The following is a 21,387-nucleotide window of genomic DNA, read 5'->3' on the forward strand; positions in this document are numbered from 1 at the left end:
TTACATTTTTTAGCGTACCGCACCATTATTTTACTATTTTTACTTTTTATACTGTATTGAGAAAAAATAAGGTAACGTTCACACATGTATCCATACCATGCAAAATTAACACTTGACTTTATGTGCGTTTTATATCAAAAAAAGATAGATAATAGCGAAATTCCCGCTACATCTATCCTCGTTTTCAAAACTATGATTTTAACTTTATGAATGTAACTTCTGGTAATGTTTGCATATGCTGAATAAACTCATTCTTTTCTTCTGACGATATATTTTTCAGTTGCATCCCTACCTTATAAACAGTTTCTATCCCTTGCTGTGAAGTTTCCACTTCATATGAAAGTATTGGAATTCCTTTCACTTGTAGTGTTTCTAATATTTGTTGTACTGCTTCATGTTTATTTATACACATTTGCACCGTTATATTTTGTGGAAATAAAAATTGCACCTTAAAAATACGACTTACAATCTCTAAACCAATTAAAACGAGAATCGTCGCTCCAATTCCTACTACATACATACCAGCACCAATTGCTAATCCAATTCCTGCTGTGGCCCATAAACCAGCTGCTGTCGTTAATCCTTTCACCGCCTGCTTTTGAATAATAATTGTCCCTGCACCTAAAAAGCCTACACCACTAACAACTTGTGCTGCAATACGGCTTGGATCAAGTGCCATATGTTCTTCATTCATAATATCTGAAAAAGCATATTTCGAAACGACCATTATTAATGCACTCCCTACCGCTACTAGGAAATGTGTTTTTAATCCCGCCTCTTTTGATCGAATTTCCCTTTCAATACCAATTATTGCTCCTAACAAACCAGCAACACCGATTCGTATAATGAAATCAATATTTACACTCACGAGCCCTTCCCCCTTTCATTCATTATAGATAGATAAAACAAAAATTATCACACACATCCATTTATCGATATGAAGGAATACTACTAAAATACACTTAATACCTCGGCTATTTTATGTTAATATTTTAAATATTAACATAAAATGAATAACTTCTAATTTTAAACCTCTACTCATTTTCTTAAAAAACAAAGGTGGATTACATGAAATGAGGTTGAGAAAGTTTAGAAAACGTTTTCATTTTATTTCGTATTTTTTTACAAATACTATATAAATAAAGGAGCTTGCCAACAATGAACGTCTCTTTGCTTACACCTACTACCGATTTACAAGACGAATACTTAGATTTTTATAACGAATGGAAAGATAGCAGTGAAACGATGATTCCGTGGGTTATTTCAAAAGACCCTTCTAACTTCCCCGCTATGGTGCAAGAACTACTCGATGCACATAACGGAGTAAACCTTCCCCAATCTTGGGTACCAGACTCTACATATTGGCTCGTTACAGATAATAATAGAATTGTAGGAGCTGTTAATATACGCCATAGTTTAACCGAACATTTATTTAACGCTGGCGGTCATATCGGTTATGGCATTCGCCCTTCTGAAAGAAGAAAAGGTTATGCTACGAAGTTATTAGAATTATCCCTAGAAAAAACTAAGAAATTAAACATCACGAGAGCACTTGTCGTGTGCGATGAAGTAAATACTGCTTCAGAAAAAACAATTTTACATAACGGCGGGGTTCGTGATGATGATTTCATTGAGGAAGATGGGAATGTAGTAAGAAGATTTTGGATTGAGCTATGAAGAAGTCCTCCAATGAAAATAACCTTGTTATAGAGAAGTATAGTAGAAGTAATGAGCTACAAGTAAAACAACTATTAAAATCCTTTCCTTTTAACCCTTGTCCTACTTGGATTACGTATCAAAAAGAAGCTAGAAAGTGATGAAACACTTTCTAGCTTCTTTTATACTGCTTCTATTTCAAATTGGACTGTAATACCACTCGGGTCTACTACTGTAAACCCATTTATAGTTTCATTTATTTCATGCTGTTTTTCTATTAATCTTTCTTTCACTTCATCTAACGCTTCTTTATGCGGCAGTACTATCGTATACACTTTTAATCCAGTTGCATATGCCGGTGGGTGCGGATTATTTACTCCGTTCCACGTATTTGCACCTATATGGTGATGATATCCTCCTGCAGAAATGAATAAGCAGTCATCTTCGCGTTGTTGCACTTCAAACCCTACTGTCTCTACATAAAACTCGTGTGACTTCTCTACATCAGCTATTCGTAAATGTACGTGTCCAACGACAGTATTAGCAGGTAATCCATCAAATTCATAATCAACAAGCGTTGCTAGTTCTTTTAAATCAAGCGGGGTACTTCCTCCTGGCCCTTCTCCCCATTGATCGCGCGGACGATCCGCATATATTTCAATACCATTTCCCTCTAAGTCTTGTAAATAAAACGCTTCGCTATACGTATGATCACTCGCACTATTAAACCTTGAAATTGGTAAAATTTCATTTGAATATGTATAACGCCCCTCTTGCTCAGCTGGACTATCAATTACATTCTTATTACGAATCACACCAAATAATGCCGACGCAAAAGCCTCACGAGTCGGAACCAAAAAGGCTACATGATATATACCAGTCGTACGCGGCTCTTGCAGTACCCCGTCCTCTAACTTTTCAAGAACAAGTAATGTATTTTTTCCACCTTTTCCAGATAAATATGCTTTATTCCCCTCTTGCTTAATTACTTCTAAGCCTACAACATTCTCATAAAAGGCAATTTGACGTTCTAAATTTATCACCTTAAATTCAACATGACCAATACGTGTTTTCGGATGAATTTGTACCATAAATAACTCCATCTCCTTATCCCAATATTCTTCCATTACATATAACCGTTACTATGAAGGATACAACTAAAATCACCCTATGTAAATAAGAAAAGTCAGAATTTACACTTATTTTTATATTCATAATAAAAAGTCACCTCTTCTAACTTTCAGAAAAGGTGACTTTACAAAAATAGTCTGTTCTAATTCTTATCGCATTTTATGTACTTCAGCAACTAACTTTCCGCCCTGAATGCCCATATAAAGTTTCACAGGTGCATCATTCGTGTTTTCAAACACTAAATCTAAGTATGGATATGCAATTGTAGCATCTCTTCCTTGTGGAACGTAACCTACCGTTTTAGAATGTGTTGTTCTCTCTACCATTTTCAAACCAGCTTGATCTGCCGCATTGTATAATGTTGATGATGTTTGACAAACACCACCGCCATATCCATCTACTAATTTACCATCTACAATTTCTTTTCCTAATTGATATCCTTTATCTGGCGTTGTATCACCAATTAATGCATTGAAAGAGAAACGGTCTCCTTTTGCTAATACAACTCCATTTATGCTCGCTGCTGACAAACGAATATTTTCAATACGGCCACCTGTTGAGCCACCTAAATTCGTTTCATATCTACCAATTACCGTACCACTTCCTTGCGCATCACTTAATGTTGCAGTAGGCTTCTTCTCAACAATAGGTAATTGATAGGAAGAATCCCACATACCTACGTTTAATAATTTATCTACTAATTCTTTTTCCATTAATTCATAAGAAGGTTTCCCTTCTTGCCAACTTCCATCAGATCCTAGACGTGAAGGGACCATCTTTTTGTCAACATTTTTCCCAACTTCCCTAGCAACCTTCTCAACTGATTTTTTAAATTTCGCTTCATCTTCAAAATAACCTAGACTCGACAAATCTAACTTTTTCACTTCCGTACCTGTACGACCATCTACTAAACTAATAGAATCCTGTACTTCTGCTTTAGCCTCTACCGTGTGGCCACCAATATCACTTACTAATGCAACATCACTTACTTTTGTACCACAGCCACTCACTACAGCTACACATAAAACCCCAACTAATATACCCTTTACTTTACGGAACAATATACTCTCCCCTTTTCCCCAATACTACTTTTATGTATTATTTCATTTTTATGTATGTTTTGTTACAATCATTTTACAATATATTTATAAATTGTTACAAGTTATTTTTTACTCTATATAAATTACTCTTTTCTTTTCCAAATGTCTATACATATTTACATAAAAGTTTGAGTTTGATAGAATTGTAACCTTTACGTAACCTCTCCCTATTATCCAGTATATACCATAAAACGAGCGGAATACAAATGTAAAACTCCATATTCGTATTTATAAAAAACATCCTGTGAACATAAATAGGTATTTGCCGTGCCACACTCCGCTTTTACACATACATTATGGTGAATTAACCTATTTTAAAGAAATGGAGGATGTTTTTATGTACCCCTACAATCCATACGATCCATATAACCAAAATGGTTATCAGCCTCAATATGATTTACAGGCACAATACCAACAATATATAGATCCAACAGAACAAGTTAATCCATATGATCAAACTCGACAATTCCAACTTCCAATCTCTTTTCCTGGTACTGGAAACCGTCAGCTAGAAAGACGAGTAAATGAACTGGAACAAAGAGTACGTCAATTAGAAAACACGGTTGAGCGTCATACACGTAGATTAAACCGCTTAAACCAACGTTTACGTACAGTAGAAAACAGACTGAACATTCCATTTTCAGCATTAGAAGACGGATTTTAATTTCGGAAATAAAAAATATATGAAGGAAGGGGGCTTCCCCTTCCTTATATAAATTGACGAAAGTTTTTTCCATCTCTATACTGATAAGAGTTAATGAAATGAAACAAGGTGATAAATATGGATTTTGAAATAAATTATCTTTCCTTTTATGTTGTACAAGTAGAAGGAAAAGGTGAAGCTGTTGATAAACACTACAAACATTTTCAAACATTAGACGCTGAAGAGTATGAAGATAGCTCCTTAAAAGAATTTTTGAATGGAGAATTATTAAAAATTTCAAAGAGAAAAGTAGAACGTCATGCGAAAACAGAACAAGCTCCGACAAAGATCGGTCGCTTTATTGTAGAAGAAGGGCACGAACTTGATTCAAACCCTCATTACAACTTATTTAATCGCATCCGCTTTGCAGAAACGAAGGAAAACTTCAAAGATATGAGCGAACCTCTCGTTTATACATATCTTGACACAAGTGCTGTACGCGGTGGTGTATTTTTAATTGCGCAAGCAAAACTACGCAAATACTTTGATGATCCATTCGTTTTCGTTATGAAATGTGACTTCGAGCCGAAAGTCGCTTCCATTTCCGATGAATCCACACTAATTCGTAACGTTGAAATGGCCATCACAACAAAAAATATGAAATCTATCCAATATCCGTACATGCCCGAAGAAGGTATGGTCGAAGTGGGCGAGCTAAAAATTCACCAAGCATCACACGCCCGTTACTTTGAAGACTTCTTAAAATTCGTCGAATACGAACGCTCTATGCCTGAAATTATGAAAACACAAGTAATGGACATGGTATATGACCAAATTGAAGATGTATTTGAAGAAGGTACGGAAGAACGCGAACAATTCGACCAAGCAATGGAAGTATGGGCTGCCAGTCCGAAACGCGAAATTATGGAACAATTTTCAACCGAAGAAGTAATGGAGGCTACCGCTCAAATCGTCGAGCATGCTCCTGAAGTGGAATTAAAGCTAAAAGCAGACCATATCTCTGTAAAGGCCCTACTTGCTGATTTCGGGGATCAAATACATATCGCAAAGGTAAATGACCGATACGTATTAATGATTGAGGCTGATACACTTACATTTGAGAAAGGCTTCTCTCCTATTGAATTTCTGAAGCCAGATGAATTGCAAGACGTAATTGAGCGGATTGAGAATAAGCAGCAGTATTCTTATGATCCAAACGGGATTGAATAAACCATTCTATATCCCTATTTTTACAGAGCACTATTAACAAACGATCTTTTATTTGGGACATATTTGAAAGTTATGTAAAAAACCGATTCTACTAAGAATCGGTTTTTCTGCTTTATAATAAAATATGCTTATTTTTGATCCAAGAGGACATTTGTCACAGGATTCAGTAGATTTGTTTTTTGTTGTACAAGTGTATTTCCATTAGAGTAGTCACTATGTATATTGGTAAAATGAAATTTTCATTTTACTACCTCAAATTTATTGTACTCGTAAAAAGATAATTGAAAACGATATTTTGGATGCTCTCTCACCCAATCGTAAGCTTCTTCTAAAATATCCATTTTGTTTTGCAAGTCATTCAATTCACTACATTCGTTCCTTTTCTGTTTGCATAGCGGACAGAATCCATTCACTATTTCAATACTCGTCGCCCTAATCGTTTTACTTTCTAAATCAACTACTAAACGAAGAAGAAAAGAATGCTCTTCTTTTGTAGTCACCGTCATTTCAGCAATCCCATCCTCATTCCAAAAGACTCCGTTTAATTCCATCTGTACGTTGACGTCTTTAATATCTAAGTCTATCACTATCACACCCACCTTGTCTAAAACTCTTATCTTACTCTTCTATTTTAATCTTTAACACACCACGACTTAAAGAGATATTAAGCTTTTTTCCAATTCTTCTAAATTCCGTTACCTTTCCTTTCATTTATACATATACTATTATAGATTAAACTTACTTTAATAGAATGGAGGATATATATGGGGTGTTACAATTCATCCGAAAGAAAGATATACGAACTTGAACAAAAAATAAATAAGTTAAACTTTCAAGTGAATAACTTAAATGAGAGAGTTCACCAATTAGAAAATACAGTCGAGCGACACACCCGTCGGTTGAACCGTTTAAACCAACGTTTACGTACTGTAGAAAACAAGTTAAATATTCCATTCTCAGAAAGTGAATATTAACTCGTTAATTCGAACAATGTACACAATGCTATTCCTATTATATTTCAAACTGGAAATTCACGTTCTCACTCTAAATAATGAATACTCTACGTAATTTGCTCCCTATTTTGTTCTATTTCTCACACACTACTCCCCATTATTTTTCTCAGAAAACAAATAATTTGTACATTCGTACTAAAAACAATAAAACATTCCATTCCTAATACGGGACAAGCCGGGAATTTTCCAACTAAACTTCAGCGATTTAATCCTGAAGTCTAGTTGTACATATGAATAAAATAGATTGTAACACTAACTTTCTTTTGCCACTTTCTCCATCTCAGCCAAATACCTAATCTGCCTTTCCGCTTTTCTAACCGCCGTACGAAAATGTTTTTTCAGAAGTTCTATTGTAGGTTCACTTATATAATATCTTTCCGTTATACTTTCCCACGTGTCACTACTTTCAAATGTACTCCAGACGAAAGGACGCTCAGTATTTTTTCTCATTTCTTTAAATACCCATTTTCGCATCTTTTTTTTCGCTTTTTCTGTTAGTTTTCCGTTCTCTACAAGTTCAAGTTCGCCATGTCTTTTATACCTTTTAGTAATATCTCTCTCGCTATATGCTTTAAGAAGTATGTTCGCTGTATTCTCAGCATCTGCTAAAGCTCGGTGCTGCTTCCCTTCCCATATTAAACCGAGCTGTTCTACTGCAGATTGTAAACTTGGTGTATGCTCAAACAATTCTTCATACGCTTGAAAAACAAATTTTTGTAAATCAATTCTTCTTTCTTTTTGCATACAAGGGCATTCTACACTATGTAACGTACAATCATGAGATAGAAATCGATAATCTTCTTTTCCCCATGTAACAAATATAGAATCTTCTCCGATAAACTGAATAAATTTTTCTATAATTTGCGGGAATTTCTCGACACCAATTAAATCTTTCTTTGTAATTCCCGTTAATTTTGTCGTATGACGAGTAAGTCGTGCCCCCGGTTTTACTAACTCCGAAAATTCTCCAATTACCTTCATTGTACTTGCTTCTATTTTTACAGCTCCGATATCAACTATCTCTGACGGATCTTCTGATTTATATGGCCTAAAATTTCTCTCTATATCAAACACAATAAAATGTGTAGCGTTTTCCAATTTATTTACCTCTTTCTACATTCCTTTTCACACATATACTTTATTTTCAGTATTTATTTATTCATACACTTTATGCATGTAATACTTCGTCTAACAAACGAAAATTCAATCTCATTATGCTATGTACATAGGAGGTTATTCAATAAAAATGCAAAAAAAAAGAAGGGCAAGCCCTTCTTTTCTCCACAATTACTTCTTGTTAACGTTTGTAGCTTGAGGTCCACGGTTACCTTGTTCTACTTCGAAAGTAACTTCTTGACCTTCTTCTAAAGTTTTGAAACCTTCGCCTTGGATAGCTGAGAAATGAACGAATACGTCTTCTCCGCCTTCAACTTCGATGAATCCGAAACCTTTTTCTGAGTTAAACCATTTTACTTTACCGTTTTGCATGTAAAAAATCCTCCTACAATGTACCTATATGTACATATTCATTTTCAACCACTTTACAAAAATAAGTCAGACATTAAAAAAACTGCAACTCTGAGGAGATTTAACATTGCTATCCTCCTCGGAAGTTACAGCTCATTTAAATCTCTATATTATTAAAAGTAAAATGGTTTAAATATAATATATCATATCAATATAATAAAAGCAAAGTTTTTTTGCTATACAACTTTTTTCTTCCACTGCATCGCTTTTGATTCACCTGATCCAGCTACAAAATAGGCTTCTTTTTGGTTCACAATGCGCCAGCCATGCCCTTTAACTGAATCACATACTGTTACAATTCCTTCTTCTAAAAGTACACGACAAACAGTACTAATCCCAGCCTTATTTTGCGTTGACGTTGTATATAACACATGTTGATCTACACTTAAGTCTAAATAGCTACTTGCTTTCTGCTCACTTTGACATGTGTGCCAATATGGTTTTTCACTCTCAATACTTTCATTTATTTTACAAAAAGAAATATTCCCGCTAATGCCTTTGCATGATCCACTGGCTGCTACTAAATAAGAGTTGTGTAAAGTCAACGCTGAGATCATTTGATTCATCACGATTTTAATCCTCTTTAATTTACGTGTCTCCAAATTAAAGAGCCAAACACCACCATATTTAGCATGTATTTTCGTACCGATAAATAAGTAATGTTTATATAAAAACAACGATCGAATAGATGGTGCTCCGCCACCATATCCAAGAAATGGATGAATGGTTTCCCATGTCGAACCAAAATCATTCGAATGATACAACGTTTTATCTCCATGAGCAATGACAGTTCCTTCTATATTACTACATACATTCCAACTCGTTGCCTTTGTTGGAAAACGTTGAACCGTCCAATTCTCTCCACCATTCATACTACGAATAAAAATTCCTTCGTCACCTACACCATACACTACATTATCTTCGCTATGTAAATCCCTAATTCGTTTTTGAAAACCATTTAAAATTTGTTTCCATTCTCCGTCTTGTTCAATAAATAAACCATTATATGTAGTAGCTAACATAAGCTTCCCATCTCTTAACTTTGTAATAGCGGTCGCACTTAACATTGTCTCCACGTTGACACTCCCATTCTTAGAACTTCTCAGCAAATGCAATTGCAAAATTACTGCATTTTTCAACATCCTCTTCATCTTCTGGAGCTAGTTCGATTTTCAATCCTTCTTGTACAAGCTCTGCACCGCGTTCTACAAGCCTTTCTTCAAATATCGTTACCGCTTCACAAAACAGTTCATACGCCGTATCACCTGATCCAAATACCGCTACTTTCTTCCCTGATAAATCTATATTTTCTAAGTCCTCATGGAAATCTTCCGCTTCAAATGGCAATTCACCATCGCCCCACGTATAAGATCCTAAAATGATTCCATCATAAGCTAATAATTCTTCAGCATCCATGCCTTCCATTTCTTGCAATACCACTTCATGATCAAAAGCATCTAAACTAACTTTAATTAAATCAGCAATACTCTCTGTATTTCCTGACATACTTGCATAAGCTATTAAAATTTTCGCCACTTTGGCATCCCCCTCTAACAATAAATGATTCTCATTCTCATTATATTAATAATGAGAATCAATTTCAATTGTATTTTTTATTATTTCTGTTTACTTCATAAAAAAAAGCACAGATGACTATACAATCATCTGTGCTTTTTTATTACTTTTTAAAAATACCAAACGGCTTTCCAACTGGTAAAACAACTTTTCCGAAGTGTGTGTTTAACACTGCTGCTGCTGAACCATAGAAAGATAATAATGAAATAAGAAGTTCAGAATATGCTGCTAAATTATGCATTGCATGCGGCATAACACCTAAAGTACTTAATGAAAGACCGATAAATAAGAAATCAATAAGGACGAAAATCATAAATAATACTTTATGTGTTTCCATTGCACCAATTGTCATAAAGATTGTGAAAATCAAATATCCGATAAAGGCTACACCAAGCTGTTTTGAATCTGCAGCTTGTGCTAATTTTTCGCCGAATACTCCAAGTTGAATTAACCAAGTCATTCCAACGCCTAGCCAAAATAGACCGTACGCACCGAATGCTGTTGTACCGAACGTATTGTTATGCTTTGCATCGTGAATGCACGCAAAGATTTGTGCAAATCCTCCTAAAAAGATTGCCCATGGTAATACAAGAGAAACGCCATCCGTTAAGCCTAACTTTTGAGATGATGCTACAAGTGTTACCATCGCTAATCCAAATAGACCAATTCCAGATGGATCTGCTGTTGTCATTTTCACATGATGTGTAGTTGTTTGATTGCTCATATAAACCTCCTGATTATAAACATACTCGAATACAATACTTAAATCAGAAGGCTATGTCAATGGTTTTTTTTGTATGTTGTCAGACCTTATATTTTATAATGTTCTAATATACTTTCAACCACTTCATACGGTTTTATATTCACTTTTTCCAACTCATATATCGGCAACCATAACGGAATATAAATCCCTCTATCTTTCATTTCGAATTCTTCAGCTTTACCACTTTCAAAAACTCCACCTACAATATCGGCATTAAAATAATACTCCGTACCCTTATACTCCACCTTTGCAATTAGATGCTCCACTTTTATATGTACCCCTAATTCTTCAAAAATTTCTCGCTTTGTTGCTTCTTCAGGTGTTTCTCCTTCTTCAATTCCTCCACCTGGAAAAACATAGTACGTTTCATCTTCTCGAATACGTTTTATAAGAGCAATTTTCCCTTCCTGGACAATGATAGCCGCGCCGCGATTTCTTGTCATTTTATTACCTCAATACCGATCGCAACTGTTCCCCACTTTTGTTCTTGTTCTTTCGTATATATTTTGTATGTACTTTCTAACATTTCCTCTAAACTATCATTTTCACAATCCAATAATTTTTTATCAATTTGTTCGTACATTGCTTGAAAGTTTTTATATCGTTTTATCTCCGTTACTTTTACAGCCATCGTTGCTGCTGTCGTAAGGTTCGTAAATACAATATGATCGCCTTGTTTTATGAGTTGACGCTTTTTATCGTATAAGCGCACTTCATACACTTTTTTTCCTGATTGAATTGACTGAAAAGGTTTATTATATAATCCCATTTCATATCTCATACATTCCACTCCCATTTATTTATTTTACCTATTAACACTGGTCACCTTACTACACCTTGCATATAATATTCCACGCTTATTTCTTGATTGAGAAAGAAGGTTGAAGAATCATGTTATATTTAAATCAAAAACCTGAATATAGTAAGTATGATATCGGTGATTATACTTATAGTAAAGTAGGTCCAACTATTTTTTCTTGGAATGATGAAACGAAATTAAAAATAGGTAAGTTTTGTTCATTAGGAGAAGAAGTCGTTTTCATACTTGGCGGCGAACATCGCGCGGACTGGATAACAACTTATCCATTTAACGCTCTCTTCAATGAAGGAGCACATATTACTGGTCACCCTTCTTCAAAAGGTGATATCGTAGTCGGCAATGATATATGGATTGGTTATCAATCCTGCATTTTATCTGGTGTTACGATTGGTAACGGTGCCATTATTGGCGCAAAGAGTGTTGTTACAAAGGATGTACCGCCATATGCAATTGTAGCTGGTAATCCTGCAAAATTTGTTCGATATCGTTTCCCGCAAGAAACAATTGACAAACTAGAAAATATCTCATGGTGGGACTGGGACATTTCTGTTATAAAAGGAGCTATTCCATTTCTACTCTCCGACAAAATTGATGAATTTTTCAGCTCACCCGAAAAAGAATCTACTTGATTCATACAAAAAGAGCATCCTTCTCTTACAGGATGCTCTTTCTGCATTTATTTTCTCTTTATTTGCAAGTGATCACACGGAGAACATTGAAAAGAAATTTTCCCTAAACAATTAAGATTCGTTTCGCAAATTTGTTCTATCGTTGGAACAAATGGAATAACAACTATATTACTTTCTACTATTTGTGTAACAGGTGGTAACACTGTGCCTACTTGATGTTCAAAACGAATACTTGCTTGATTTATATAATTCCCCGAACCACTTGGGGCACTCTGAATTACTACTTGGAACGAAACTGTTCGTGCTTCACCTGGATTTAAATTCCCTATAAGAAATCCTAATACCGGGCTTACATTTGGTACTGGTGTATTATCAACCGTTACACTTCCAAGGACAAATTGAACACTACTATCTAACATATCTTGAAAACGAATATTTTGTATGACAGTATCACCCGTATTTGTAATAACTGTCGTAAAGGTAATAACATCTCCAATCGTGGCTGCCTGTAAATCTGCCGTTTTTACAACCGTCGTTGAGACATTTTGAGGAATAAACGGGATAACAACTGTATTGCTATCGCCTTCAACTACTACAGGCGCTTCATTTGGATTCACAGTTGCAAACCCATTCGCTATAGCAGTATTTGTAACTAAATTATTTATTTGTCCTCCTGTTATGACGACTTGGAAATTAATAATTGCCGCATCATTTGGCTGAAAATCGCCTAATGGAATACCGGTATTTGGATTAGCAAATGGAAGAGCTACATCGTTTACCGTTACCGTGCCATTTATAAATAACGTATTCGGATCAATGATATCCGTTAACACAATGTTGGTCACAGGAACTGTACTATCATTTATAACGGCAATTCCGTAAGTGACAACATCTCCTACCATCGCTACTTCAAAATTCGCTCCTTTTGCAACAAATAAGATTGCAGTATTTACCGTCACGATAACTGTATTGCTCGTATCCATCACTGTAACCGGCGGTTCTCCTGGTACTAAAATATATTCTGCTAACGCCCCAGCAACGTTCACTACTGTACCACCATCTGGAAAACTTGTAATCGTAGCTTCATATGTTACAAGTGCCGTCTCACCGACTGGAATGTCTGGTATCGTAAATCCAGCCTGCGGATTTAACCCTGGCTGTGGAACTCCATTTATCGTTACACTATTTAGAACAAATTCAGCTTCCTGAGATAACACGTCTATAAATTGAACATTCATCGCATCAGCCGTACCAGTATTTAATATACGAACTGTATACGTTACCGTTTCTCCCACTCCAACAACCGAATGATCTACTTCTTTCAACATATCTAAACTACCTCGATTTACTGGTGTGACTGTCGTATTACTTGAGTTCGTAATGGTAAACGGTGGTTCTCCTGGAATCAATTCGAAATTACCAGTTACTCTCGCTGTATTCATAATGTTACTAGAAGGCGGAATTGCGATTACATTTACTTCAAATGTAATTACTATACTGTCCCCTACTGCAAGGTTTGGTAATGAAAAGCCTACAAATGGATCTAAACCTACTTGCGGAATTCCATTTATTTGTACACTTCCGGGAACGAATTCTAAACTAGGTAACGGAACATCAATAAAATGAACATTCGTCGCTATTACCGTTCCCGTATTTGTAACTTGCACACTATAAGTTAACGTATCCCCTAATCGTGTTGCTTGCTTATTTACGGTTTTTATAACATTAAATCTTCCTCTATTTACCCTTGTTATTGTCGTATTACTCGGTTCAGTTACTACAACCGGCGGCTCTCCTAGCACTAAAGTAAAGCTTCCTGTTATATTTGCAACGTTCGTAATGGTTCCTGATGACGGGATGTTTGTAACTGTCGCTTGGAACGTCACGATAACTGTTTCACCAACTGGTATATCTCCAACTCCAAAACCAGTAATCGGATTTAAGTTTGGTTGCGGAGTTCCATCTATCGTTACACTATTTGGTATAAATGACGCTCCTGCTGAAATCGTATCAATAAACTGAACATCATTAGCTGTTACCGTTCCTGTATTCGTTATTTGAACTGTATACGTTAATACATCTCCAACGAGAGTAGCAGCCCTATTTACTTGTTTAATAACATTAAATCTTCCTCTGTTTACAGTTGTAAGTGTTGTATTGCTCGGTTGGTTTACTACAACTGGTGGTTCTCCTGGGATTAGTATAAAGCTTCCCATAACATTCGCGGTATTAGCAATTGTTCCGTTTGATGGGACACTGACAACTGTTACTTGGAACGTAACTTCTACACTTTCACCTGGGCTTATATCTGGAAGCGGCAATCCATTATTAGGATTGAATCCAGGTTGTAGCACACCATCTATCGTTACACTATCTGGTATAAATGTGATTGAGGACGGTAATACATCACTATATTGAACATTCGTCGCTACCACTGTACCTGTATTTTGAACTACTGTTGTATATGTGATTGTATCACCTACTGCAACAACCGGCTGACTTACTGATTTTAAAACATTTAAACCAGGTTCATTAATTTCTGTTAATGTCGTATTACTTGTTGTTGTTTCTGTAATAGGCGGCTCCGTTTCACTTACAGCAAATGCAGCTGTAACGTCTACAAAGTTAACAATCGTTCCACCCTCAGGTATGCTCGTAACCACTTCCTGATATGTGACAAGTACAAAATCGTCTACAGAGATATCTGGAACTGGAAAACCAATGAAAGGATCTAATCCTGGTGCCGGCACCCCATTTATGCTCACACTTCCCGGTACAAATGCTACACCGGCGGAAGTTGTATCTATAAATTCAACGTTCGTCGCTGCCACTGTGCCATTATTAAAGATTAATACATCATACGTTAATATTTCTCCTACAGTCGCTACTTCTTTATCTACTAGTTTTAACGGGAAAATCGAAGCTATATTAATTGTCGTTACGACTAAATTCGTTAATATTGTTTGTGTAATTGGCGGTTTCTGCGGATTCGGTTGTGAAGTAAACGTAACGTCAGCATCATTTAATATAACTTCATTATCTGGAATTTCCGTAATCGTCACTTGGAACGTCACAGAAATACTCGCTCCAGCATTTAATAGTGGACTAACTGTAAAACCTATTTCTGGATTTAAACCAGGTTGCTGTATCCCGCCTATCGTTACACTATTTGCTACAAACGCCGTCCCTTCTGGAATGACATCTTGGAAGAGCACATCTGTAACAGGGATGATTCCTACATTTGTTATTAACACTGTATACGTTAATACATCTCCAACAGCACCAGCGGCAATATCAACTGTTTTTGTTGCTGCTACTTCACCAGGAGGAGGTAACGGTATCGTAACTACTGTCGTATTACTTGAATTTGTCGTTGTTACAGGAGGCTGTAAAGGATTTAATAAAAAAGTGGCTGTAGCAGATGCCGTATTTAGTACGGCTCCGCGCGTGGATGGCGCAACTACTGTTACTTGGAACGTTACAGTCAATGATGTTCCAGCTGCGATATTGGGAAGCGGAAAACCTATATTTGGATCAAACCCAGGTTGAGGCGTTCCATTTATCGTTACACTATTTGCTACAAATGTGGTTTCTTGAGCAATTGGATCAATAAAGGAAGCATTCGTTGCTGTTACTGTACCGTTATTTCGAATGACAACAGAATACGTGTAAGTTTCTCCAAGTGCAGCTTGTTGTACAGATGAAGATTTTTGTATATTTAATCGAGCTGTATTTACTTGCGTCACTACAAAGTTACTATTCGTAACAGTCGTTATTGGAGGGTTTGCTGGATTGATAAGAAAACTTGCAGTAACGTTCGATTGGTTTCTTATATTTCCACCGCTCGGAACACTCGTCACTGTAACTTGAAACGTAATCGTAGCCGTTTGCCCGACCGGAATATTCGGTACCGGGAAACCTGCCATAGGATCCGCACCTTGCTGAACGACTCCGTTTATCGTCACACTATTTGCTACAAACGCAGCACCAGACGGAATTGGATCTTGAAAAATAATATTCGTTGCAGGAACTGTTCCTGTATTTTGAATGCGAATCGTATATGTTAACGTATCTCCTACTCCTGCTTGCGTTGTATTTACATTCTTCATTACATTAAGTGATCCTACATTCACTCGCGTCACTACAATATTACTAATCGTTACAATTGTAATTGGTGGCTGGAGAGGACTTACTTGGAAATCAGCAGTTACATTCGCATTATTCGGAAGAACTCTATTTGGTGGTACACTCGTGATTGTCACTTGAAAAGTAACTGTCACCATTCCTCCTACCGGAATATTAGCAAGTGGAAATCCAGTCGTTGGGTTTAAACCAGGTTGAGGCGTTCCATTTATTATTACACTATTTGCTACAAACGTTGTTCCAGATGGAATTGGATCAAGGAATGACACATTTGTCGCTGCTACCGTTCCACTATTTTGTATACGAACCGTATACGTTAACGTATCTCCTACTCCTGCTTCAGTAGCGCTTACACTCTTCCTTACATTTAACCCTGAAGAATTTACAACAGTCATAACAGTATTACTTGGCACCGTTACAGTAATTGGTGGCTCTGTTGGATTTACAAGAAAATCTCCATTGACATTCGCATTATTTACAACATTATTTCCTTGTGGAATTTCATCAATTAATACTTCAAACGTAACAATTGTACTCGATCCAGTAGGCAAATTATTTAATGGGAATCCAAGTTCTGGATCTGCTCCTTCTTGTAAAACACCATTAACAACTACACTATTTTCAATAAATAATGTTCCTTGTGGAATTGAATCTTGGAAAAATACATTTGTAGCTGGTACACTACCAGCGTTTATGATTTCAATTGTATATACTAAAACATCCCCTACCGTTGCAACATCCGTATTCACTAATTTCACAACTTCAAAGTTCCCTGTTTGTACTGTTGTATTCACAACATTACTCGGAACATTGATCGTTACAGGTGGTTCACTCGGATTCACTTGAAAACTTGCTGTTACATTTGCTTGATTTAAAATATCTTCATTTTCTGGATCCTGTACAATTAATACGTCAAATGTGACTACAACTGTTTGAGCCGCAGGAATATTCGGAAGAGAAAATCCTGTATTTGGATTCAATCCACTTTGTGGTACTCCATTAATTGTTACAGAATTTGCAACAAATGAAACAGCGGGAGAAATAGTGTCTTGGAAAAACACGTTTGTTAACGGCACGTTTCCTGTATTTTGAACGGCAATCGTATATGTTAAAGTATCCCCCACTGCCGCTTGTGTCGTATTCACTTCTTTTATTACATTTAAACCACCTGTATTCACTTGTGTCACAACTGTATTCGTTTGCCTATTAATCGTCACTGGTGGTTGATTCGGAATAACAACGAAATTAGCAGATACATTTCCGCGATTCGCAATTGTGCCTCCTGATGGCGTAGATGTCACTCGGACTTGAAAACGCACTGTCCTACTTCCGCCAGGAGAAATATTTGCTACCGTAAACCCAGTCGAAGGATTTGCTCCAGGTTGTGAAACCCCATCTACAGTCACACTATTTGTGATAAAAGTCGTTCCAACTGGAATCGGATCTTGAAAAATAACATTTGTCGCAAGTACATTTCCGATATTCTCAATTGTAATAGTGTACGTAAGAACGTCATTCACTGTCGCAAAAGCTCTATCCACTGTTTTTCTCGTTCTTATATCAGCTATATTAATAGTAGTAACTACAGTATTACTTGTCGCTTGCCCTGAAACTGGTTGTTGGCCAGGTACTGGAGTAAAGTTAAAGGTTGCACTCGCACGGTTCGGAATTGGATTGACCAGTGGATTAGATGTTACTCGAACTTGAAAACGCACTACAGTCGTTTGCGAAGCATTAATACTTCCTAGATTAATACTACTTGCTGGATTTGCTCCTGGACGTGCTACTCCATTCACTGTAACACTATTTTGAACAAAGGTTGTTCCACCAGGGATACTATCGACAAAAATAACATTATTTGCAGTGACATTCCCATTATTCGTCACACTAACCGTGTATGTTAATACATCATTAAGTGTTGCGGTCTGTAAATCTACAGATTTTTGCATACTTATAGTTGCTTGATTCACTGTCGTTTGTACTGTATTTGAAGAAGACATACTTGTAATTGGTGGACTACCGACGAAAGGACGGAATTGATATGACACCATTGCACGATTTGGAATAGGATTTGGATTCGGGAATGATGTTATTCGAACTTGAAATGTAACAATTCTTTGCGTGTTATTTGGGATTGTTCCTAAATTAATTCCATTAGCAGGGTTCGCATTCGGCTGTGTTACTCCTCCTACCGTTACACTACCTACAACAAACGCCGTTCCGTTCGGAATACTATCACGTAATACAACGTTTTCTGCACTTCCTGTCCCTGTATTTGGGACCGTAATCGTATAAGTGAGAGTATCCCCTACCCCTGCGACTGTTCTATTAACCGATTTAACAGGATTAATAATTGGCCCCGTTGCATCAATTTGAACACCAAAGCCAGCCGCGGCATATCCATCTCCATTTGTAACGAATCGAACAGTTGCGGACGTTTGATTATTTACTAATGATGCAGAGGCATTTACATTTGTAATATCCCAACCTTGTCTTCGGACAGCCAAAGCTATCCCTAACGGCTGATTCAAATCTCCAAACGTTCCAGTTGTATCTAACTCTCCAATGTCGTTACAAATTTGTGATTGAAAGAAATTATTTGCGGGGTTTCTCGGGCCAGATAATGCAACTGTAGCATTCGCATTCGGTCCAAAGCGAAGTTGATCTCCAACTATGTTAGAATCACCTTCTTGAGCAGTTACTAGCACTCGCCCTGTTACAGCTCCTGTCGCTGGGGTAGCAAATCCTGAAATAGTAGCATCAACTGGTGGTGATGAAGCATCGATAATTTCTTGCCCCGCATATACTGACAAATTCCGAAGTGGTAAACTTGCATTTTGATACACAACCTCAAGCGTCCAGCCAGCTGAACGACTAATTGTTGGATCAGCTGAAGTTCTTGTAGCTGGCACAGCACCTGTCGTATATGTGCCTGCCCCACCTGCACTAACAAGATTCGTTACATTAGCAGAGCGTGCATAATAAAACTGATTCCCTACTGAACCTTGCTGCGCGGTAGCAGGGTCTGGCGTAACAGAAAATGTTCCTGCTGGTGTTGTAAATGTAATATTATCATTTAAAAATGGTAAAACATCTTCCGTATCAGTCCGGAAAGTTCCTGCCCAAACTAACTCTGCATACAAAATACTACTCCCTGCCGGAAGATTTAAAATTGCACTTGAAGAATTCAATCGCCAGTCATCCGTTGTACCTGCTGGGAACCCTGGTACTTGCAGCGCTGTATTTACCGTTGTAAAAACAGCAAGTGTACCAAAAATATTACCTGGTGCAGGCGATGTGGGACTAAGTCCTAACGTGTTCCCAGTGAACGTGACGGCACCAGTTACTGTTGTCGTAAAACGATTCAAAAAAGGCACGTAATCATCTCATTTCATTTATAGTAAAAAGTGCTCTATACTATAAAATGTAGACAAACTATGCAATGTACTTTGTCCAACAAAATTCCGCACATACGAGAGGAGCTTACTACACTATGCGCTATGTTATCATAACAGGAACTTCACAAGGTTTAGGTGAGGCTATTGCCACACAATTGTTAGAAAAAAATACAACTGTCATCTCTATTTCTAGAAGAGAAAATAAAGAGCTTACGAAACTCGCAGAACAATATAATAGCAATTGTGTTTTCCACTCTCTAGATCTTCAAGATGTACATAATTTAGAAACGAACTTTAACGAAATCATTTCATCTATTCAAGAAGACAGTGTATCTTCTATTCATTTAATTAATAATGCGGGTACAGTTGCTCCTATGAAGCCGATTGAAAAAGCTGAAAGCGAACAATTCATTACGAACGTTCACATTAATTTACTTGCTCCAATGATTCTTACATCTACTTTCATGAAATATACGAAAGAATGGAAAGTAGATAAACGCGTTATAAATATTTCATCTGGCGCAGGAAAAAATCCTTATTTCGGATGGGGCGCTTATTGTACGACGAAAGCTGGCGTAAATATGTTTACACAATGCGTTGCTACTGAAGAAGTGGAAAAGGAATATCCAGTAAAAATCGTCGCTTTTGCGCCTGGTGTTGTTGACACTAATATGCAAGCACAAATTCGTGAAACAAATAAAGAAGACTTCACAAATTTAGACCGCTTCATCGCATTAAAAGAAGAAGGAAAGCTATTATCACCTGAATATGTCGCGAAAGCTATTCGTAATTTACTAGAAACTGAAGACTTCCCTCAAGGCGAAGTTATTAGAATTGATGAATAACAAAAAGGCGCGCTATTTTAGCACGCCTTTTTGTTCTACTTCTCTAAAAATATAAGCACAGACTCCGCAATTTGTTCATAACCAATTTCTTGATAAATTTTATTCGATGTTGGATTTGCCAGGTCCGTATATAATGTCGTTGTTTTGTAACCTTCATCTAACATACGTTGACTAAGTGTCGCTACACAATTAGATGCGTATCCCTTTTTCCTTTCTTCTTTCGGCGTATATACGAAATTAACTGTTATATTATTTTTAGTTGGACGTGTTTTTGCTGCTACAGAAACAAGTTTTCCATCTACTTCTAGACCAAATAAACGATGATTAGTAATTAATGTATGTGCCGTTTGTTTTGCTTCCTCTTTCGTAGTAGGAAGATTCACATCTTCGCAAAATTGGTATATCCACTGTTCTATTAATGTTAGCTCATCACTACTTACTTCTCGAAAAAAAACATCCTTGCCCGGTTTCTTCTTCACTTCTTTCAACTCATATACCCCTTGCTCCATTACCACATTCGTTTTCTTATTTTCTAACACCGCAATCTCTTCTGCTAAGTGCTGTACAACTTTCTTATCACCAATTAACCCAGGAATATCCGGATATATTTTCGTTAACTCTTTTGCAAGCTCCTTGATAGCTACCCCCGAAATTTCAGAAGTTGCAACAATAATTTGTTTCTTCTCTTCTGTTTGAAGAAATACAACCGCAATTTCTTCTCCTTGTTTCGCTATCCCCATAAATATCGGTTGGTGGACCATTTGTAATACGCCTAATATGAGATTATTTTCCTGCTCATTCTTTTCTAGAAATGGTGTAACCTCTTCTTTAAAATTAACAATCTCTTCATATACATGCAATTGAATCATCGACAATCTCTTCTCTCTATTTATAGTTTTATTAAGGTATTGGCG

At 36.6% G+C, this 21,387-nt stretch carries 18 protein-coding genes and 1 pseudogene; 6 read left to right on the forward strand and 13 right to left on the reverse strand.

The genetic code is table 11. The features are described 5' to 3' along the window. Positions 1-190 precede the first annotated feature (190 nt). Complete coding sequence (locus tag ACTFSI_RS23125) at positions 191-868, reverse strand: MgtC/SapB family protein (protein ID WP_001992971.1); 678 nt, start codon at positions 866-868, stop codon at positions 191-193. A 290-nt stretch (positions 869-1,158) separates the two neighbouring features. On the opposite strand from ACTFSI_RS23125, the gene ACTFSI_RS23130 reads away from it, so the two are divergent. Next, the gene (locus tag ACTFSI_RS23130; protein ID WP_440045669.1) at positions 1,159-1,677 is read left to right on the forward strand and encodes a GNAT family N-acetyltransferase; all 519 of its coding nucleotides are present in this window, start codon (positions 1,159-1,161) and stop codon (positions 1,675-1,677) included. 161 nt (positions 1,678-1,838) lie between these two features. Here ACTFSI_RS23130 and ACTFSI_RS23135 read toward each other — a convergent pair whose 3' ends face one another. Beyond that, entirely contained in the window at positions 1,839-2,747 is a 909-nt protein-coding gene (locus ACTFSI_RS23135) for a VOC family protein (RefSeq protein WP_440045670.1), read from the reverse strand. Positions 2,748-2,936: 189 nt separating this feature from the next. Beyond that, positions 2,937-3,848: a VanW family protein gene (locus tag ACTFSI_RS23140; RefSeq protein WP_000488988.1), complete on the reverse strand. Its 912-nt coding sequence runs from the start codon at positions 3,846-3,848 to the stop codon at positions 2,937-2,939. 376 nt (positions 3,849-4,224) lie between these two features. On the opposite strand from ACTFSI_RS23140, the gene ACTFSI_RS23145 reads away from it, so the two are divergent. Together ACTFSI_RS23145 and ACTFSI_RS23150 are read left to right on the forward strand one after the other, a co-directional pair. Beyond that, positions 4,225-4,551 (forward strand): hypothetical protein, encoded by a 327-nt coding sequence (locus ACTFSI_RS23145; protein WP_070806639.1) that lies wholly within the window; start codon positions 4,225-4,227, stop codon positions 4,549-4,551. A gap of 117 nt (positions 4,552-4,668) precedes the next feature. Continuing rightward, positions 4,669-5,760, forward strand: coding sequence for a DUF3900 domain-containing protein (locus tag ACTFSI_RS23150; protein ID WP_044793344.1), 1,092 nt, complete (start codon positions 4,669-4,671; stop codon positions 5,758-5,760). A 239-nt stretch (positions 5,761-5,999) separates the two neighbouring features. Here ACTFSI_RS23150 and ACTFSI_RS23155 read toward each other — a convergent pair whose 3' ends face one another. Further along, complete coding sequence (locus tag ACTFSI_RS23155; protein ID WP_044793345.1) at positions 6,000-6,347, reverse strand: hypothetical protein; 348 nt, start codon at positions 6,345-6,347, stop codon at positions 6,000-6,002. Positions 6,348-6,611: 264 nt separating this feature from the next. On the opposite strand from ACTFSI_RS23155, the pseudogene ACTFSI_RS23160 reads away from it, so the two are divergent. Further along, positions 6,612-6,734 (forward strand): annotated as a pseudogene (locus tag ACTFSI_RS23160) (hypothetical protein); the annotation flags it as partial. Between the two features lie 291 nt (positions 6,735-7,025). Here ACTFSI_RS23160 and ACTFSI_RS23165 read toward each other — a convergent pair. The 7 genes from ACTFSI_RS23165 to ACTFSI_RS23195 form a co-directional block, all read right to left on the reverse strand. Then, on the reverse strand, positions 7,026-7,871 hold the full coding sequence (locus ACTFSI_RS23165) for an exonuclease (RefSeq protein WP_044793349.1): 846 nt from the start codon (positions 7,869-7,871) through the stop codon (positions 7,026-7,028). 189 nt (positions 7,872-8,060) lie between these two features. Next, positions 8,061-8,261 carry a cold shock-like protein CspB gene (gene cspB / locus ACTFSI_RS23170; RefSeq protein ID WP_001179150.1) on the reverse strand — a complete coding sequence of 67 codons (201 nt, stop codon included), beginning with the start codon at positions 8,259-8,261 and terminating at the stop codon, positions 8,061-8,063. Positions 8,262-8,476: 215 nt separating this feature from the next. Further along, entirely contained in the window at positions 8,477-9,376 is a 900-nt protein-coding gene (locus ACTFSI_RS23175; protein ID WP_044793350.1) for a WD40/YVTN/BNR-like repeat-containing protein, read from the reverse strand. Between the two features lie 16 nt (positions 9,377-9,392). Further along, positions 9,393-9,836, reverse strand: coding sequence for a flavodoxin (locus ACTFSI_RS23180; protein ID WP_001062763.1), 444 nt, complete (start codon positions 9,834-9,836; stop codon positions 9,393-9,395). 142 nt (positions 9,837-9,978) lie between these two features. Next, complete coding sequence (locus tag ACTFSI_RS23185) at positions 9,979-10,599, reverse strand: acetate uptake transporter (protein WP_000070938.1); 621 nt, start codon at positions 10,597-10,599, stop codon at positions 9,979-9,981. 86 nt (positions 10,600-10,685) lie between these two features. Continuing rightward, positions 10,686-11,081 (reverse strand): NUDIX hydrolase, encoded by a 396-nt coding sequence (locus tag ACTFSI_RS23190; protein WP_044793351.1) that lies wholly within the window; start codon positions 11,079-11,081, stop codon positions 10,686-10,688. Continuing rightward, the gene (locus ACTFSI_RS23195; protein WP_001268356.1) at positions 11,078-11,419 is read right to left on the reverse strand and encodes an ASCH domain-containing protein; all 342 of its coding nucleotides are present in this window, start codon (positions 11,417-11,419) and stop codon (positions 11,078-11,080) included. The genes ACTFSI_RS23190 and ACTFSI_RS23195 overlap by 4 nt, the downstream gene beginning before the upstream one ends. 110 nt (positions 11,420-11,529) lie before the next feature. On the opposite strand from ACTFSI_RS23195, the gene ACTFSI_RS23200 reads away from it, so the two are divergent. Beyond that, positions 11,530-12,087 (forward strand): CatB-related O-acetyltransferase, encoded by a 558-nt coding sequence (locus tag ACTFSI_RS23200; protein WP_440045671.1) that lies wholly within the window; start codon positions 11,530-11,532, stop codon positions 12,085-12,087. A gap of 47 nt (positions 12,088-12,134) precedes the next feature. Here ACTFSI_RS23200 and ACTFSI_RS23205 read toward each other — a convergent pair whose 3' ends face one another. Continuing rightward, positions 12,135-19,607 carry a DUF7507 domain-containing protein gene (locus ACTFSI_RS23205; protein ID WP_440045672.1) on the reverse strand — a complete coding sequence of 2,491 codons (7,473 nt, stop codon included), beginning with the start codon at positions 19,605-19,607 and terminating at the stop codon, positions 12,135-12,137. A 116-nt stretch (positions 19,608-19,723) separates the two neighbouring features. Here ACTFSI_RS23205 and ACTFSI_RS23210 point away from each other — a divergent pair, with 116 nt between their 5' ends. Continuing rightward, positions 19,724-20,473, forward strand: coding sequence for a (S)-benzoin forming benzil reductase (locus ACTFSI_RS23210; protein ID WP_044793354.1), 750 nt, complete (start codon positions 19,724-19,726; stop codon positions 20,471-20,473). A 35-nt stretch (positions 20,474-20,508) separates the two neighbouring features. Here ACTFSI_RS23210 and ACTFSI_RS23215 read toward each other — a convergent pair whose 3' ends face one another. Further along, entirely contained in the window at positions 20,509-21,342 is an 834-nt protein-coding gene (locus ACTFSI_RS23215; RefSeq protein WP_044793355.1) for a GNAT family N-acetyltransferase, read from the reverse strand. Positions 21,343-21,387: the final 45 nt, after the last annotated feature.

The organism is Bacillus cereus group sp. MYBK101-2, assembly GCF_051918845.1.
Taxonomy (GTDB): Bacteria; Bacillota; Bacilli; order Bacillales; family Bacillaceae_G; genus Bacillus_A; species Bacillus_A paranthracis.

Coding starts and splice junctions, on each gene's coding strand:
- ACTFSI_RS23130 (WP_440045669.1), top strand. CDS start 1,159: ATGAACGTCTCTTTGCTTACACCTACTACCGATTTACAAGACGAATAC.
- ACTFSI_RS23135 (WP_440045670.1), bottom strand. CDS start 2,747: ATGGTACAAATTCATCCGAAAACACGTATTGGTCATGTTGAATTTAAG.
- ACTFSI_RS23145 (WP_070806639.1), top strand. CDS start 4,225: ATGTACCCCTACAATCCATACGATCCATATAACCAAAATGGTTATCAG.
- ACTFSI_RS23150 (WP_044793344.1), top strand. CDS start 4,669: ATGGATTTTGAAATAAATTATCTTTCCTTTTATGTTGTACAAGTAGAA.
- cspB (WP_001179150.1), bottom strand. CDS start 8,261: ATGCAAAACGGTAAAGTAAAATGGTTTAACTCAGAAAAAGGTTTCGGA.
- ACTFSI_RS23185 (WP_000070938.1), bottom strand. CDS start 10,599: ATGAGCAATCAAACAACTACACATCATGTGAAAATGACAACAGCAGAT.
- ACTFSI_RS23190 (WP_044793351.1), bottom strand. CDS start 11,081: ATGACAAGAAATCGCGGCGCGGCTATCATTGTCCAGGAAGGGAAAATT.
- ACTFSI_RS23195 (WP_001268356.1), bottom strand. CDS start 11,419: ATGAGATATGAAATGGGATTATATAATAAACCTTTTCAGTCAATTCAA.
- ACTFSI_RS23200 (WP_440045671.1), top strand. CDS start 11,530: ATGTTATATTTAAATCAAAAACCTGAATATAGTAAGTATGATATCGGT.
- ACTFSI_RS23210 (WP_044793354.1), top strand. CDS start 19,724: ATGCGCTATGTTATCATAACAGGAACTTCACAAGGTTTAGGTGAGGCT.
- ACTFSI_RS23215 (WP_044793355.1), bottom strand. CDS start 21,342: ATGATTCAATTGCATGTATATGAAGAGATTGTTAATTTTAAAGAAGAG.